Below are 13,826 nucleotides of genomic sequence, written 5' to 3'. Positions count from 1 at the left end.
ATGCAGCTCGTGCACACCCCACAACACACACAACTGTCGCTGTTCGAGGCCTTTATGGCCCAACCCCTTGCGCCCATCCTCAAGGAAACGGTCGAAGCCCCCTGGGGCGGTGAACCTGAGGCGTTCAGTGAATTGTCGTTGCGCGGTGCAGCCGAAAGCTGCCTGAACCTGCTGGCGCCAATTCTGCGCGAATTGAGCGAAGACCAGGACGCACGCTGGCTGACGCTGATCGCCCCGCCCGCCAGCCTGACCCAGGCCTGGCTGCGGGACGCCGGCCTCAACCGCGAGCGCATCCTGCTGTTGCAGCCACGGGGAGCGCAGAGCGCCCAGCAGTTGACCTGTGAGGCCTTGCGTCTAGGCCGCAGTCATACGGTGGTGAGCTGGTTGAATCCGTTGAATGCGAGCGCCAAGCAGCAACTCATCAGTGCCGCACGTACGGGCGACGCTCAGAGTTTGAATATTCGTTTGGGATAAAACTACAGCTTGGCTTGCAGTGATCGGGCTTGGAAGCCCCCTCACCACAAGACTCAGTGAAGTACGCGCGGGCCGTCGTCCTTCTCCGGTTCGCCTTCAGCCAGGCGACCTGCCATCTGCACGCCCACGCTCAACATGGCTTTAGCCACTTCCACGTGCTGGCCCTGCAGGAACACTTTGGCATCTTCGGAAAAATCCAGAATAACCAGAGAACCTTCGTCCTCAGCCCGGCGCAGTTCGATTCGGCCATCAGGCAGTTCAACAATTTCCAGAAAGGACGTTGGCATAAAAGTCTGTTCTCCACGAAAGGCCGAGATTATATCAGTCATCCACCCAGCCTCGCAGAGGAACCGGGCAGGTTTCTTTACGGCTTGATGAATGGTGCCCGGCGAGCGCCGACCTTCAGCACTCGTTCAACCCCTCACGAAAACGCAGCGCCATCTTTTTCAGCTCCTGGCGCCAGCCTTCCAACTCTTCGCGCCCCAAGGGCTTGGGCTCATCCTGTTCCAACGCCACGGCAACGATCAGCGGCTGGGTGACATCGCCCTTGGGCACATGGGGAATACGTGGTGGATGGAACATATCGGCATGGGCCTTGAGCAGCCGTGCCACCCAACTGTCAGGGCTCTGGGCCATTTCCACCAGCTCGGCCAACTCAGGGATCACCATCGAATCGAGCACTTCACGATTCATGATCATTTCTGCACGGGGGGCACCTGCCTGGGGCAAGCGGTAGAACCCTGCAATTTCATGGCATAGCCCCAGCAACGCGCCATAGAGATGAAACAAGGCCGCTTCGCGCCCCGCCTGCACCAGCGCGATGGCATTCACCTCCTTCCCTTCCTCTGCACGGCCAAGGGCGTCCAGGGATAAACCCGCGAAGTAAATTTTCTGATTGGTACGGGTATAGAGTTCGTTGGCCATGACGGCAATCTCCACAACGAATAGGCGTGATGCTGGCTGAACAGTGTCACGGATCAGCCGAACGTACTGCAAGTGCAAATGTGGGAGGGGGCTTGCTCCCGATGGCGGTGGGTCAGTTACAGATGTATCAACTGACACTCCCTCATCGGGGGCAAGCCCCCTCCCACATTTGGATCTTCAGCGCATCCGACGGATCAAGCGCCCTGGCGCTTGTCCTCGACCTTCCACTTGCCGCCGTCGTAGAACGCTTTCCAGCCGGTAGGCTTGCCGTCCACTTCGGTCTGCACGTACTGCTCCTTGGTCTTGCGGCTGTAGCGGATTACGGCTGGGCGACCATCCGGGTCCTTCTTCGGCGCTTCACACAGGAAGTGGTACTTCGGATCGATCTCGTCCTTGTGCGGCACGATCTCCAGCACCAGCGGCGCACGGGTCTCGCGGTTTTTCGGGAACTGGCTGGCAGCCAGGAACAGCCCCGAAGCACCGTCACGCAGGATGTAGGTGTCGTTGACCTTTTCGCACTTGAGCTCCGGCATCTTCACCGGATCCATCTTCGGCGGCGCCGCATCACCGCTTTTGAGCAGTTTGCGCGTGTTCTTGCAGGTAGGATTGGTGCAGCCGAAGAACTTGCCGAAACGGCCGGTCTTGAGCTGCATCTCGCTGCCGCACTTATCGCATTCCAGGCTCGGACCTTCATAGCCTTTGATGCGGTAGGTGCCCTCTTCGATCTCGTAGCCATTGCAATCGGGGTTGTTACCGCAGATGTGCAACTTGTGCTTCTCGTCCAGCAGGTAGGCGTCCATCGCCGTGCTGCAGATCGGGCAGCGGTGCTTGCCACGCAGCACCAGCGACTCGGACTCACCCTCGTCATCAGCCGCGATTTCATCACCCGGCACCAGATTGACGGTCGCCTTGCAGCGCTCTTTGGGCGGCAGGCTGTAGCCTGAGCAACCGAGGAACACGCCCGTGGAGGCGGTACGAATCTGCATTGGTCGACCGCAGGTGGTGCACGGAATATCCGTCATCACCGGCTGGTTGGCGCGCATACCGCTCTCAGGGTTCTCGGCTACTTCGAGTTTTTTCTTGAAGTCGCCGTAGAACTCATCCAGCACGTTTTTCCAGTCGCGTTCGCCCTGGGCCACGTCATCGAGATTCTCTTCCATGCCGGCGGTGAAGCCGTAGTCCATCAGGTTGGAGAAGCTCTCGGACAGGCGCTCGGTGACGATGTCACCCATCTTTTCCGAATAGAAACGACGGTTGTGCAGCGCAACGTAGCCACGGTCCTGGATGGTGGAGATGATCGCCGCGTAGGTCGACGGACGACCGATACCGCGCTTTTCCATCTCTTTCACCAGGCTGGCTTCGGAATAACGCGCCGGCGGCTTGGTGAAGTGCTGGGACGGGTCGAGCTTGATCAGCTTCAACGTGTCGCCCTGGGCCATGTCCGGCAGCACGTCGTCATCGCCAGGCTTGGCGATTTGCGGCATGACACGGGTGTAGCCGTCGAACTTGAGGATACGGCCCTTGGCGCGCAGCTCGAAGTCGCCAGCGCCCACACTGACAGTGGTAGACAGGTATTGCGCCGGCAGCATCTGGCAGGCCAGGAACTGGCGCCAGATCAGCTCGTAGAGGCGCTCAGCGTCACGCTCCATGCCGCTCAGCTTGGCGGGCGTGGTGTTGGCGTCGGAAGGACGAATCGCTTCGTGAGCCTCTTGTGCGCCTTCCTTGCTGCTGTAGACGTTCGGCTTCTCCGGCAGATAGGTCTTGCCGAACTCGCTTTCAATATACGTGCGCGCCATCGCCACTGCGTCTTGCGACAGGTTGGTGGAGTCGGTACGCATGTAGGTGATGTAACCGGCTTCATACAGACGCTGGGCCATCATCATGGTCTTCTTCACCCCGAAGCCCAGGCGGTTGCTCGCGGCCTGTTGCAGGGTAGAAGTGATAAACGGCGCCGACGGCTTGCTGCTGGTCGGTTTGTCTTCGCGCTTGACGATGCTGTAGCTGGAGGCCTTGAGCTTCTCCAGCGCGGCCATGGCCTGGGCTTCGTTCAGCGGCTTGAAGGCCTCGCCTTTCTCGCGGGCCACTTCAAAGCGCACGTTGGCGCCCTTGGCGGTGCCCAGGTCAGCGTGGACTTCCCAATACTCTTCGGGGTTGAACGCACGAATCTCACGCTCACGCTCCACCACCAGCTTCACCGCAACCGATTGCACACGGCCGGCGGACAAACCACGGGCAATTTTCGCCCACAGCAGTGGCGAGACCATGTAGCCCACGACGCGGTCGAGGAAGCGACGGGCCTGCTGGGCGTTGACGCGGTCAATATCCAGCTCGCCCGGCTTGGAGAAGGCTTCCTGGATGGCTTTCTTGGTGATTTCGTTGAACACCACACGCTTGTAGCGGCTGTCATCACCGCCGATGGCTTCGCGCAGGTGCCAGGCAATGGCTTCCCCTTCGCGGTCCAAGTCCGTCGCGAGATAGATGGTGTCAGCATCCTTGGCGAGCCGGCGCAGCTCTTCGATGACCTTTTCCTTGCCCGGAAGGATTTCGTACTTGGCCTTCCAGCCATGGTCCGGGTCCACACCCATGCGCGAGACCAGCTGCTTGCGCGCTTTCTCTTTAGGGCTGAGCACCGGACCTTCGCCCGCAGCCGCCTTGCCGCGCTTGGCGGCAGGCTCCTTGCTGGCGCTAGCCGAACCGCTGGTGGGCAGGTCTCGGATATGGCCGATACTCGACTTCACCACGTACTCGTTGCCCAAGTACTTGTTGATGGTCTTGGCCTTAGCCGGGGATTCCACAATGACCAGCGATTTGCCCATGGATCGGAAAATTCCTGAATTCGAGAAGTGAAAGGCAGTTGGCGCCTGTCGCGGCAACGCTATATATAGTGGCAACAAGGTGAGGTCAAGCGCAGCATTCTGCGCGACCTGCCGTTATTGCCCTTTAAAAAGACTGGGTTCGGCCTGGACCAAAGCAAAGCGCGGGACCTGCTCGCCGTCAACTTCAACGGTCTCCAGGAACATGCTCAAGGGACGCACCCAAAAGCCGTATTCGCCATACAGTGCTTGGTAAAACACCACTTCTTCTTCGGTTTCGGAGTGCCGTGCCACGCTGAAAACGCGGTACTGCGGCCCCTTATAATGTTGGTAGAGCCCTGGTTCGACTTTCATGCTCTGGCCCTCGTACAAAATTTGTTGAAAAAAAATATTAAAAAGTTCCAAAAAACAAAAACCGGGGCACTGGGCCCCGGCTTCCGTCAACCGAACGTTTAGACGCGTTCGAAGACGGTGGAGATGCCTTGGCCGAGACCAATGCACATGGTTGCAACCCCAAGGTTGCCGCCATTTTGCTTCATCACGTTAAGCAAAGTGCCGGAGATACGTGCACCGGAGCAACCGAATGGGTGGCCCAGGGCAATCGCACCGCCGTGCAGGTTAACCTTCTCGTTCATCTTGTCGAGTACTTTCAAATCTTTCAGCACTGGCAGGGCCTGTGCGGCGAAAGCTTCGTTGAGCTCGAAGAAGTCGATATCGGAGATGGAAAGACCTGCGCGCTTCAAGGCTTTTTGTGTGGCCGGTACTGGACCATAGCCCATGATCGCCGGGTCCACACCTGCTACCGCCATCGAACGGATCACGGCCAGCGGCTGGATACCCAGGTCCTGGGCACGCTGCGCCGACATCACGATCATGCACGAAGCACCGTCGGTGATCTGCGACGACGTACCGGCTGTCACGGTGCCGCCCTTTGGATTGAACGCAGGCTTCAACGCCGCGAGGCTTTCCAGGGTGGTGTCCGGACGAATGGTTTCGTCGTAGTCGAACAGTTTCAGGAAACCGTTCTCGTCGTAGCCGTTCATCGGGATGATCTCATCCTTGAACTTGCCTTCCACGGTCGCCTTGTGGGCGAGCTGGTGGGAACGCAGGCCGAACGCGTCTTGGGCTTCGCGAGTGATGCCGTGCATCTTGCCGAGCATTTCCGCGGTCAGACCCATCATGCCCGAGGCTTTTGCCGCGTACAGCGACATGTGCGGGTTGGGATCGACGCCGTGCATCATGCTAACGTGGCCCATGTGCTCCACGCCGCCGACCACGAATACATCACCGTTGCCGGTCATGATCGCTTGCGCAGCGGTGTGCAGCGCGCTCATCGACGAGCCACACAGGCGGCTGACGGTCTGGCCCGCTGCGGTGTGCGGGATCTGAGTCATCAACGACGCCATGCGCGCGATGTTCCAGCCCTGCTCCAGGGTCTGGTTGACGCAGCCCCAGATCACGTCTTCGACTTCGTTCGGGTCAACCTTGACGTTACGTTCCAGCAGCTTGCTGATCAGGTGCGCCGACATGTCTTCAGCGCGGGTGTTGCGGTGCATGCCGCCCTTGGAGCGGCCCATCGGAGTACGACCGAAGTCGACAATCACGACGTCTCTTGGATTCAAGCTCATAAATATTCTCGCTCTAGTCGATTGGGCGCTTAACCGAAGAAGCTCTGGCCATTCTTGGCCATTTCACGCAGCTTCGCGGTCGGGTGGTACAGCGGGCCCAAATCAGCGTATTTGTCAGCCAGGGCAACGAACTCGGCCACACCGATCGAATCGATGTAGCGCAGTGCACCACCACGGAATGGAGGGAAACCAATACCGTACACCAGGCCCATATCGGCTTCGGCGGCGGTTTCGACGATGCCGTCTTCCAGGCAACGCACGGTTTCCAGGCACAGGGCGATCATCATCCAGTTGATGATGTCCTCGTCCGACACCTCACGCTGTTCGTAGATGACCGGAGCGAGCACTTCGTGCACCGACGGGTCGGCGACTTTCTTCTGCTTGCCCTTCTTGTCGGCCTCGTAGGCGTAGAAGCCCTTGCCGTTCTTCTGGCCCAGGCGCTTGGCCTCGTACAGCGCGTCGATCGCCGAGCGGCGGTCGTCTTTCATGCGGTCCGGGAAGCCCTCAGCCATAACGTCGCGGCCGTGGTGGCCGGTGTCGATGCCGACCACGTCCATCAGGTACGCCGGGCCCATGGGCCAGCCGAATTTCTCCATGACCTTGTCGATGCGCACGAAGTCCACACCGGCACTGACCAACTTGGCGAAACCGCCGAAGTAGGGGAACAGCACGCGGTTGACCAAAAAGCCCGGGCAGTCGTTGACCACGATCGGGTTCTTGCCCATTTTCTTGGCGTAGGCAACGGTGGTGGCAACGGCCAGCTCGCTGGACTTCTCGCCACGGATCACTTCCACCAGCGGCATCATGTGCACCGGGTTGAAGAAGTGCATGCCGACGAAGTTTTCCGGACGCTTGAGGGCCTTGGCCAGCAGCGAAATGGAAATTGTCGAGGTGTTGGAGGCCAGGATGGTGTCATCTTTGACCTGGGCTTCCACTTCAGCCAATACCGCCTGCTTGACCTTCGGGTTCTCGACAACCGCTTCGACCACCAGGTCGACGTGGCCGAAATCGCCGTAGGACAGCGTAGGACGAATGCCATTGAGCACTTCGGCCATTTTTGCAGCGGTCATACGACCTTTATCAACGCGGCCCACCAGCAGCTTGGCGGCTTCGGCCAGGCCCTGCTCGATACCGTGCTCGTTGATATCTTTCATCAGGATCGGCGTGCCTTTGGACGCCGACTGATAGGCGATACCGCCGCCCATGATACCGGCGCCGAGTACGGCAGCCTGTTTCACGTCCTTGGCAATTTCGTCGTAGGCCTTGGCCTTTTTCTTCAGTTCCTGATCGTTCAGGAACAGGCCGATCAGGCTCTGGGCCGCCGAGGTTTTCGCCAGTTTGACGAAGCCTGCCGCTTCCACTTCCAGGGCTTTGTCACGACCGAAGTTCGCGGCCTTCTGGATGGTCTTGATCGCTTCAACCGGGGCCGGGTAGTTCGGACCGGCCTGGCCTGCCACGAAACCTTTGGCGGTTTCGAACGACATCATCTGTTCGATAGCGTTGAGCTTGAGTTTTTCCAGCTTCGGCTGACGCTTGGCCTTGTAGTCAAATTCGCCGCTGATGGCGCCCTTGATCAGGTTCAGCGCGGCTTCGGCCAGTTTGTCCGGAGCCACCACTGCGTCGACGGCACCGACCTTCAGTGCGTCCTCGGCCTTGTTTTCCTTACCGGCGGCGATCCATTCGATCGCATTGTCGGCACCGATCAGGCGCGGCAGGCGCACGGTACCGCCGAAGCCCGGGTAGATGCCCAGTTTGACTTCCGGCAGGCCGATCTTGGCGGTCGCGGACATGACACGGAAATCCGCTGCCAGGCACATTTCCAGGCCGCCACCCAACGCAATGCCATTGATCGCGGCAACGGTCGGCACGTTGAGGTCTTCGAAATCGCTGAAGATCTTGTTGGCTTCGAGGTTGCCAGCCACCAGCTCGGCATCGGGCAGCTTGAAGTTGTCGACGAATTCGGTGATGTCAGCGCCGACGATGAACACGTCCTTGCCGCTGGAGACGATCACGCCCTTGACCGAAGCATCTGCTTTGATGGTGTCTACGGCCTGACGCAGTTCGTTCAGGGTTAGACGGTTGAACTTGTTGACGGACTCACCCTTGAGGTCGAATTTCAATTCGACGATGCCACTTTCAAGAGCCTTAACCGTGATGGCTTTACCTTCGTAAATCATCAACTGATCTCCACGATATGGAAGCTGAACAGTACACACCGGACGCTGGCCTCTGGTTTGACGTTGACAGTCGCATCAATGCTCAAACCCATCCGCCAGGCACACCCGCCAGTGCGATAGTCGGGGTTATGTATGAGCTGCCTGTAGGACAAACGCTCAATTCATACGCCCGTTTGATTTGGGTACGCCACCTTCATCCAATTCCGAGCAATTGTCAATCGCTCCAAAGGCTAGGAAAAACGCGACTTTCCAGTCATTTCAGAACCCGGACCACAGGCAGGCAACCCGTCAATATTCAAATATTCACAAGATCAATAATAGAAAAGATGTGGGAAGCGGCTGTACAGAAAGGGACATACGGCTAGGCTAGCGGGAACTTGCAGATTTACCGGCCTGCCTGGCCACCTCCAGCCCGATGATGAAGTCGGGCTTTTTATTGCCCGGCCTCTGTAGGAGTGTCAGGCCAAGGCCCTGAGCAACGCATCAATATCCTTCAACACACTCATGTCGCCCTTCTCGCCCCAGTACAAGGCGATCATCTGCTTGTCGGCCTCGACCTTGTAGACGTTCGCCGGCAGCGTCGCAAAATACGGCAACAACTTTTCATCCACACACTCTTCGCGCCATTGATTGACCCACACACCCGGCTCCAACTGCCAGTAACTCCAGATGGCCGGCGTGCTCCCACGCCGCGGTCGACAGTACTGCGCACAAGGGCTCGGCGGCTCTTGCTTGAGCCAGTGCGGCCATTCCTGGGGCGCCAACTGCATGGCCAGGCCGATGCGGCGTGCCTCCATGCGCAGGGCCATGCGCCCGCTCTGCCCACGCGACGGGCGCAGCCAGGCCAGGGGGCTTAAAACCACCGCAAGGATTGACACCACTATCCACACCGTCATATGTGTACTCCCGAATTTCTAGATGAGCGGATTTGACCTGACGCAACCCCATCCGCTTGAAAGCAGCCATACTGAACTTATTGCAGTCCCTTGGAGGAACGCCTCATGCCCTACAAACATATTCTGGTCGCTGTCGATCTGACCGAAGAGTGCGATCCGGTGATCAAGCGCGCGCAGGAATCCGCATTGGCCAATGGCGCCATACTGTCGCTGGTGCATATCGTCGAGCCCATGGCCATGGCCTTTGGCGGTGACGTACCGATGGACCTTTCCCAGTTGCAGCAACAACAATTCGACCAGGCCAAGGAGCGCCTGGACCGTTTGATTCTCAAATACCCGCACCTGAAAAAGGAAGACTGCCACCTGACATACGGCCAACCGCGTCAGGAAATCCACCACTTGGCCAAGGAAAAGGCCTGTGACCTGATCGTGGTCGGCAGCCACGGCCGTCATGGCCTGGCACTGTTGCTGGGCTCCACCGCCAATGATGTATTGCACGGCGCGCCTTGCGATGTACTGGCCGTCAAACTGGCAAAGAGTTCGTAAGACCGATGAAGGTCTAATGTGGGAGCTGGCTTGCCTGCGATAGCAGCCTGTCAGTTGATGCATCAGGTGGCTGTTACACCGCTATCGCAGGCAAGCCAGCTCCCACAGTTGAATCGCATTTCATATTAAAAAGCCCGGCGCTCATAGAAGAGTGCCGGGCTTTTTTATTGCGGTGCGATTACTCAGGCATCCAGCTCGGCCCAACGCTCAACCAACGCTTCCAGCTCCTGGTTCAACGTCTCCAGGGAAGCGATGACCTTGGCGGTTTCAGCCGCGGGTCGCAGATAGAAACCGGCGTCAGCCATTTCAGCTTCGACCGCAGCAATCTGCTGTTCCTTGGCGTCGATCTCACCCGGCAAGGCTTCCAGCTCACGCTGCAGCTTGTAGCTGAGCTTCTTCTTGGCCGCGGGTGCAGCTTCCTGGGCCGGTGCAGCCTCTTGCACAGGAGTCACCACCGCCGAGGTCAGGTCGGCTTTGCCGGACTTGCTCTCGGTCACGCCCAGCAGACGTGGCGAACCACCCTGACGCAACCAGTCCTGGTAACCACCGACGTATTCGCGCACCTTGCCTTCGCCTTCGAAGACCAGAGTGCTGGTGACCACGTTGTCGAGGAATTCCCGGTCGTGGCTGACCATCAGCACAGTGCCGTTGAACGTCAGCAGCACTTCTTCGAGCAACTCGAGGGTTTCCACATCGAGGTCGTTGGTCGGTTCGTCGAGCACCAGCAGGTTGGCCGGTTTGCTGAACAGCTTGGCCAGCAGCAAACGCGCGCGCTCACCACCAGACAGGGCCTTGACCGGCGTACGCGCACGTTGCGGGCTGAACAGGAAGTCGCCCAGGTAGCTGAGTACGTGGCGGCTCTGGCCGTCGATGTCGATAAAGTCGCGACCTTCGGCGACGTTGTCGATCACGGTCTTTTCCAGGTCCAACTGGTGGCGCAACTGGTCAAAGTAGGCCACGTCGATGCGTGTGCCCTCTTCCACCTTGCCGCTGGTCGGCTGCAGACCGCTGAGCATCAGCTTGAGCAAGGTGGTCTTGCCGGTGCCGTTGGCGCCCAGCAGGCCGATACGGTCGCCGCGTTGCAGGACCATGGAGAAGTCCTTGATCAGGAACGGGCCGTCCGGGTGATGGAAGCTGACATTCTCCAGCACCATTACCTGCTTGCCCGACTTGTCGGCGGTGTCCAGCTGGATATTGGCCTTGCCGGTACGCTCGCGGCGCTCACTGCGCTCCACGCGCAAGGCTTTCAAGGCACGTACGCGGCCTTCGTTACGGGTGCGACGGGCCTTGATGCCCTGGCGGATCCAGACTTCTTCCTGGGCCAGCTTTTTGTCAAACAGCGCGTTGGCGGTTTCTTCGGCAGCCAAGGCGGCTTCCTTGTGCACCAGGAAGCTGGCGTAGTCGCCGTTCCAGTCGATCAGGCCGCCACGGTCCAGTTCGAGGATGCGCGTGGCCAGGCTCTGCAGGAAAGCACGGTCGTGCGTGATAAACAGCACGGCGCCCTGGAAGTCCTTGATGGCTTCTTCAAGCCAGGCGATGGCGCCGATGTCCAGGTGGTTGGTCGGTTCGTCGAGCAACAGCAGGTCCGGCTCGGACACCAGGGCCTGGGCCAGCAGCACACGGCGACGCCAGCCGCCGGACAATTCGGCGAGGGTCTTGTCGGCCGGCAGTTGCAGGCGGCTCAGGGTGCTGTCCACCAGTTGCTGCAAGCGCCAGCCGTCACGGGCTTCGAGGTCTTGCTGGACGTGCATCAGCTTGTCCAGGTCTTCCTCGGTGACGCAGTTCTGCGCCAGGTGATGGTATTGCGCGAGCAACTCGCCGACGCCGTCCAGGCCTTCGGCAACCACGTCGAACACTGTCCGTCCGTCGGCCACCGGCAATTCCTGCGGCAATTCGCCGATCTTGAGGCCCGGGGCACGCCAGACAGAGCCGTCATCAGGCTTCTGGTCGCCTTTTACCAGCTTCATCATGCTGGACTTGCCGGTGCCGTTGCGGCCGATGATGCACACCCGCTCACCACGGGCGATCTGCCAGGACACCTTGTCCAACAACGGCATGGCGCCGAAAGCAAGGGACACATCGCTGAATTTGAGCAGGGTCATACGCTTCTCCAAAAACTGGGCGCGCATTCTACCTGACTTGAGGGTGGGATGCGGTCGGCATTTTCTCTATTGACACGTTCTGTAGGACATTTCCGGCGAACTTGAACGAACCAGACGGCAAAGCTTTCGCGGGCCGCTGGCAAAAGGCTAAGCTAGGGGCAATCAGTGTCGGCAGTGCCGGTGCTAGTCGTGATTTCTCTGCACGGACGTCTCATGCGCAGTCGCCTTTTCAACTTTTTATCTTGTCTGCTTCTTTCCGCCACTGCCGTTCAAACCGCCCAGGCGGTGGACCTCACCACCCAACGTCAGTATTACGATCAAGCCAAACGCGCCCTGGCCAAGGGCGACAGCGGCCCGTACATGCAATACAGCCAGGCCCTGGCCGACTACCCGCTCACGCCGTACCTGGCGTATGACGAGCTGACTGCACGCCTGAAAACCGCGAGCAACGAGGAAATCGAACAGTTCCTCGCCAAACACGGCGACCTGCCCCAGGCCAACTGGATGAAACTGCGTTGGCTGCGCTGGCTGGCCGAGCGTGGCGATTGGCAGACCTTTGAAAAGTACTACGACACCAAGCTCAATTTCGTCGAGCTGGACTGCCTGCATGGCCAGTACCAGCTCAGCCACAATCTGAAGGCTGAAGGCTACAAGACCGCCGAAAAGTTGTGGATGACCGGCAAATCCCAGCCCGCCGCCTGTGACGCCACCTTCGGCCAATGGGCCGCTGCCGGCCAACTGACCGAACAGAAGATTTGGGACCGCACCAAGCTCGCCGCCGAAGCCCGCAATTACGCGCTGGCCAACAGCCTGGTGAAGACCCTGCCAACCCTCGGCGTCCAAGGCCGCCTGATGGTGGATGTGGCGCAAAAGCCTGACATGCTCAGCGATCCGTCACGCTTCCTGCCGGCCACCGAGGCGATGTCTGACGCCGTCGGCCTGGGCCTGCGCCGCCTGGCCCGCCAGGATCCGGACAAGGCCATGGCCCTGCTCGACGGCTACGCCAGCAGCATGCACTTCTCCCGTGACGAAAAGGTGTCGATTGCCCGCGAGATTGGCCTGACCCTGGCCAAGCGCTTCGACCCACGTGCGCTGGACGTGATGACCAAGTACGACCCGGAACTGCGCGACAACACCGTGTCCGAATGGCGCCTGCGCCTGCTGTTGCGCCTGGCACGCTGGGAAGATGCCTACCAGTTGACCCGCAAACTCCCGCAAGACCTGGCCACCACCAACCGCTGGCGCTACTGGCAGGCCCGCAGCCTGGAACTGGCCGAGCCGAAAAACCCGCAGGCCCTGGTGCTGTACAAAAACGTGGCCAAGGAACGGGACTTCTACGGTTTCCTTGCTGCTGACCGTTCCAAATCCCCTTACCAACTGAACAACAAGCCGCTGGTGATGAGCCAGGCATTGGTCAACAAGGTCCGCAATACCCCCGGGGTGCGCCGCGCCCTGGAGTTCTACGCCCGTGGCCAGATCGTGGACGGTCGCCGCGAGTGGTACCACGTCAGCCGGCACTTCAACCGTGACGAAATGGTCGCCCAGGCCAAGTTGGCCTACGACATGAAGTGGTACTTCCCGGCGATCCGTACCATCAGCCAGGCGCAGTACTGGGACGACCTGGACATCCGCTTCCCGATGGCGCACCGCGATACCCTGGTGCGCGAAGCCAAGGTGCGCGGCCTGCATTCAAGCTGGATATTTGCCATCACCCGTCAGGAAAGCGCGTTTATGGACGACGCCCGCTCCGGCGTGGGCGCCAGCGGCTTGATGCAACTGATGCCCGGCACCGCCAAGGAAACCGCACGCAAATTCAGCATCCCCCTGGCCTCCCCGGCCCAGGTGCTGGACCCGGATAAAAATATCCAGCTCGGCGCCGCCTACCTGAGCCAGGTGCACAGCCAGTTCAACGGCAACCGTGTGCTCGCTTCCGCCGCCTACAACGCCGGCCCCGGCCGCGTGCGCCAATGGCTGCGCGGTGCAGACCACCTGAGCTTCGATGTGTGGGTTGAAAGCATCCCGTTCGACGAAACCCGCCAGTATGTGCAGAACGTGCTGTCTTATTCGGTGATCTACGGGCAGAAGCTCAATTCACCGCAGCCGCTGGTGGATTGGCATGAGCGGTACTTCGACGACCAGTGAGGCACTGAACCTGCTTCCAATGTGGGAGGGGGCTTGCTCCCGATAGCGGTGGGTCAGCAACAAAACTGCTGATTGACACTCTGCTATCGGGAGCAAGCCCCCTCTCACATTGGCATTTCTGCAA

At 59.7% G+C, this 13,826-nt stretch carries 11 protein-coding genes; 3 read left to right on the top strand and 8 right to left on the bottom strand.

The window, feature by feature from the left end:
- Nucleotides 1-474, top strand: a complete 474-nt coding sequence (sulA, locus tag E3O56_RS10490) for an SOS-induced cell division inhibitor SulA (protein WP_005786162.1) — start codon at nt 1-3, stop codon at nt 472-474.
- 53 nt (nt 475-527) lie between these two features.
- Here the strand turns inward: sulA and E3O56_RS10485 are convergent, their stop codons facing one another.
- From E3O56_RS10485 to E3O56_RS10455, 7 genes are all read right to left on the bottom strand, one after another.
- Nucleotides 528-761 (bottom strand): hypothetical protein, encoded by a 234-nt coding sequence (locus E3O56_RS10485; protein WP_005786160.1) that lies wholly within the window; start codon nt 759-761, stop codon nt 528-530.
- 115 nt (nt 762-876) lie between these two features.
- Complete coding sequence (locus tag E3O56_RS10480) at nt 877-1,398, bottom strand: DUF6586 family protein (RefSeq protein WP_248128181.1); 522 nt, start codon at nt 1,396-1,398, stop codon at nt 877-879.
- Between the two features lie 194 nt (nt 1,399-1,592).
- Nucleotides 1,593-4,214 (bottom strand): type I DNA topoisomerase, encoded by a 2,622-nt coding sequence (topA, locus tag E3O56_RS10475; protein ID WP_032877218.1) that lies wholly within the window; start codon nt 4,212-4,214, stop codon nt 1,593-1,595.
- A 114-nt stretch (nt 4,215-4,328) separates the two neighbouring features.
- The gene (locus tag E3O56_RS10470; RefSeq protein ID WP_032803813.1) at nt 4,329-4,565 is read right to left on the bottom strand and encodes a DUF1653 domain-containing protein; all 237 of its coding nucleotides are present in this window, start codon (nt 4,563-4,565) and stop codon (nt 4,329-4,331) included.
- Between the two features lie 98 nt (nt 4,566-4,663).
- Complete coding sequence (fadA, locus tag E3O56_RS10465) at nt 4,664-5,839, bottom strand: acetyl-CoA C-acyltransferase FadA (RefSeq protein WP_005786153.1); 1,176 nt, start codon at nt 5,837-5,839, stop codon at nt 4,664-4,666.
- 29 nt (nt 5,840-5,868) lie between these two features.
- Nucleotides 5,869-8,016, bottom strand: a complete 2,148-nt coding sequence (gene fadB, locus E3O56_RS10460; protein ID WP_005786151.1) for a fatty acid oxidation complex subunit alpha FadB — start codon at nt 8,014-8,016, stop codon at nt 5,869-5,871.
- A gap of 458 nt (nt 8,017-8,474) precedes the next feature.
- Complete coding sequence (locus E3O56_RS10455; RefSeq protein WP_032877219.1) at nt 8,475-8,912, bottom strand: hypothetical protein; 438 nt, start codon at nt 8,910-8,912, stop codon at nt 8,475-8,477.
- Between the two features lie 105 nt (nt 8,913-9,017).
- On the opposite strand from E3O56_RS10455, the gene E3O56_RS10450 reads away from it, so the two are divergent.
- Nucleotides 9,018-9,458 carry a universal stress protein gene (locus E3O56_RS10450; protein WP_005786147.1) on the top strand — a complete coding sequence of 147 codons (441 nt, stop codon included), beginning with the start codon at nt 9,018-9,020 and terminating at the stop codon, nt 9,456-9,458.
- 182 nt (nt 9,459-9,640) lie between these two features.
- Here the strand turns inward: E3O56_RS10450 and E3O56_RS10445 are convergent, their stop codons facing one another.
- Complete coding sequence (locus E3O56_RS10445) at nt 9,641-11,560, bottom strand: ATP-binding cassette domain-containing protein (RefSeq protein WP_032877220.1); 1,920 nt, start codon at nt 11,558-11,560, stop codon at nt 9,641-9,643.
- A 213-nt stretch (nt 11,561-11,773) separates the two neighbouring features.
- On the opposite strand from E3O56_RS10445, the gene E3O56_RS10440 reads away from it, so the two are divergent.
- Nucleotides 11,774-13,702, top strand: coding sequence for a transglycosylase SLT domain-containing protein (locus E3O56_RS10440; protein ID WP_005786144.1), 1,929 nt, complete (start codon nt 11,774-11,776; stop codon nt 13,700-13,702).
- Nucleotides 13,703-13,826 lie beyond the last annotated feature (124 nt).

Origin of the sequence: Pseudomonas sp. W2Aug9, from assembly GCF_023127755.1 — a bacterium.
GTDB lineage: Bacteria > Pseudomonadota > Gammaproteobacteria > Pseudomonadales > Pseudomonadaceae > Aquipseudomonas > Aquipseudomonas synxantha_A.
Note: the sequence above shows the minus strand (reverse complement) of the source record. Positions and strands in the feature narration are given on the sequence as shown.

Coding starts and splice junctions, on each gene's coding strand:
- fadB (WP_005786151.1), bottom strand. CDS start 8,016: ATGATTTACGAAGGTAAAGCCATCACGGTTAAGGCTCTTGAAAGTGGC.
- E3O56_RS10450 (WP_005786147.1), top strand. CDS start 9,018: ATGCCCTACAAACATATTCTGGTCGCTGTCGATCTGACCGAAGAGTGC.
- E3O56_RS10455 (WP_032877219.1), bottom strand. CDS start 8,912: ATGACGGTGTGGATAGTGGTGTCAATCCTTGCGGTGGTTTTAAGCCCC.
- E3O56_RS10470 (WP_032803813.1), bottom strand. CDS start 4,565: ATGAAAGTCGAACCAGGGCTCTACCAACATTATAAGGGGCCGCAGTAC.
- E3O56_RS10440 (WP_005786144.1), top strand. CDS start 11,774: ATGCGCAGTCGCCTTTTCAACTTTTTATCTTGTCTGCTTCTTTCCGCC.
- E3O56_RS10480 (WP_248128181.1), bottom strand. CDS start 1,398: ATGGCCAACGAACTCTATACCCGTACCAATCAGAAAATTTACTTCGCG.
- E3O56_RS10485 (WP_005786160.1), bottom strand. CDS start 761: ATGCCAACGTCCTTTCTGGAAATTGTTGAACTGCCTGATGGCCGAATC.
- fadA (WP_005786153.1), bottom strand. CDS start 5,839: ATGAGCTTGAATCCAAGAGACGTCGTGATTGTCGACTTCGGTCGTACT.
- E3O56_RS10445 (WP_032877220.1), bottom strand. CDS start 11,560: ATGACCCTGCTCAAATTCAGCGATGTGTCCCTTGCTTTCGGCGCCATG.
- sulA (WP_005786162.1), top strand. CDS start 1: ATGCAGCTCGTGCACACCCCACAACACACACAACTGTCGCTGTTCGAG.
- topA (WP_032877218.1), bottom strand. CDS start 4,214: ATGGGCAAATCGCTGGTCATTGTGGAATCCCCGGCTAAGGCCAAGACC.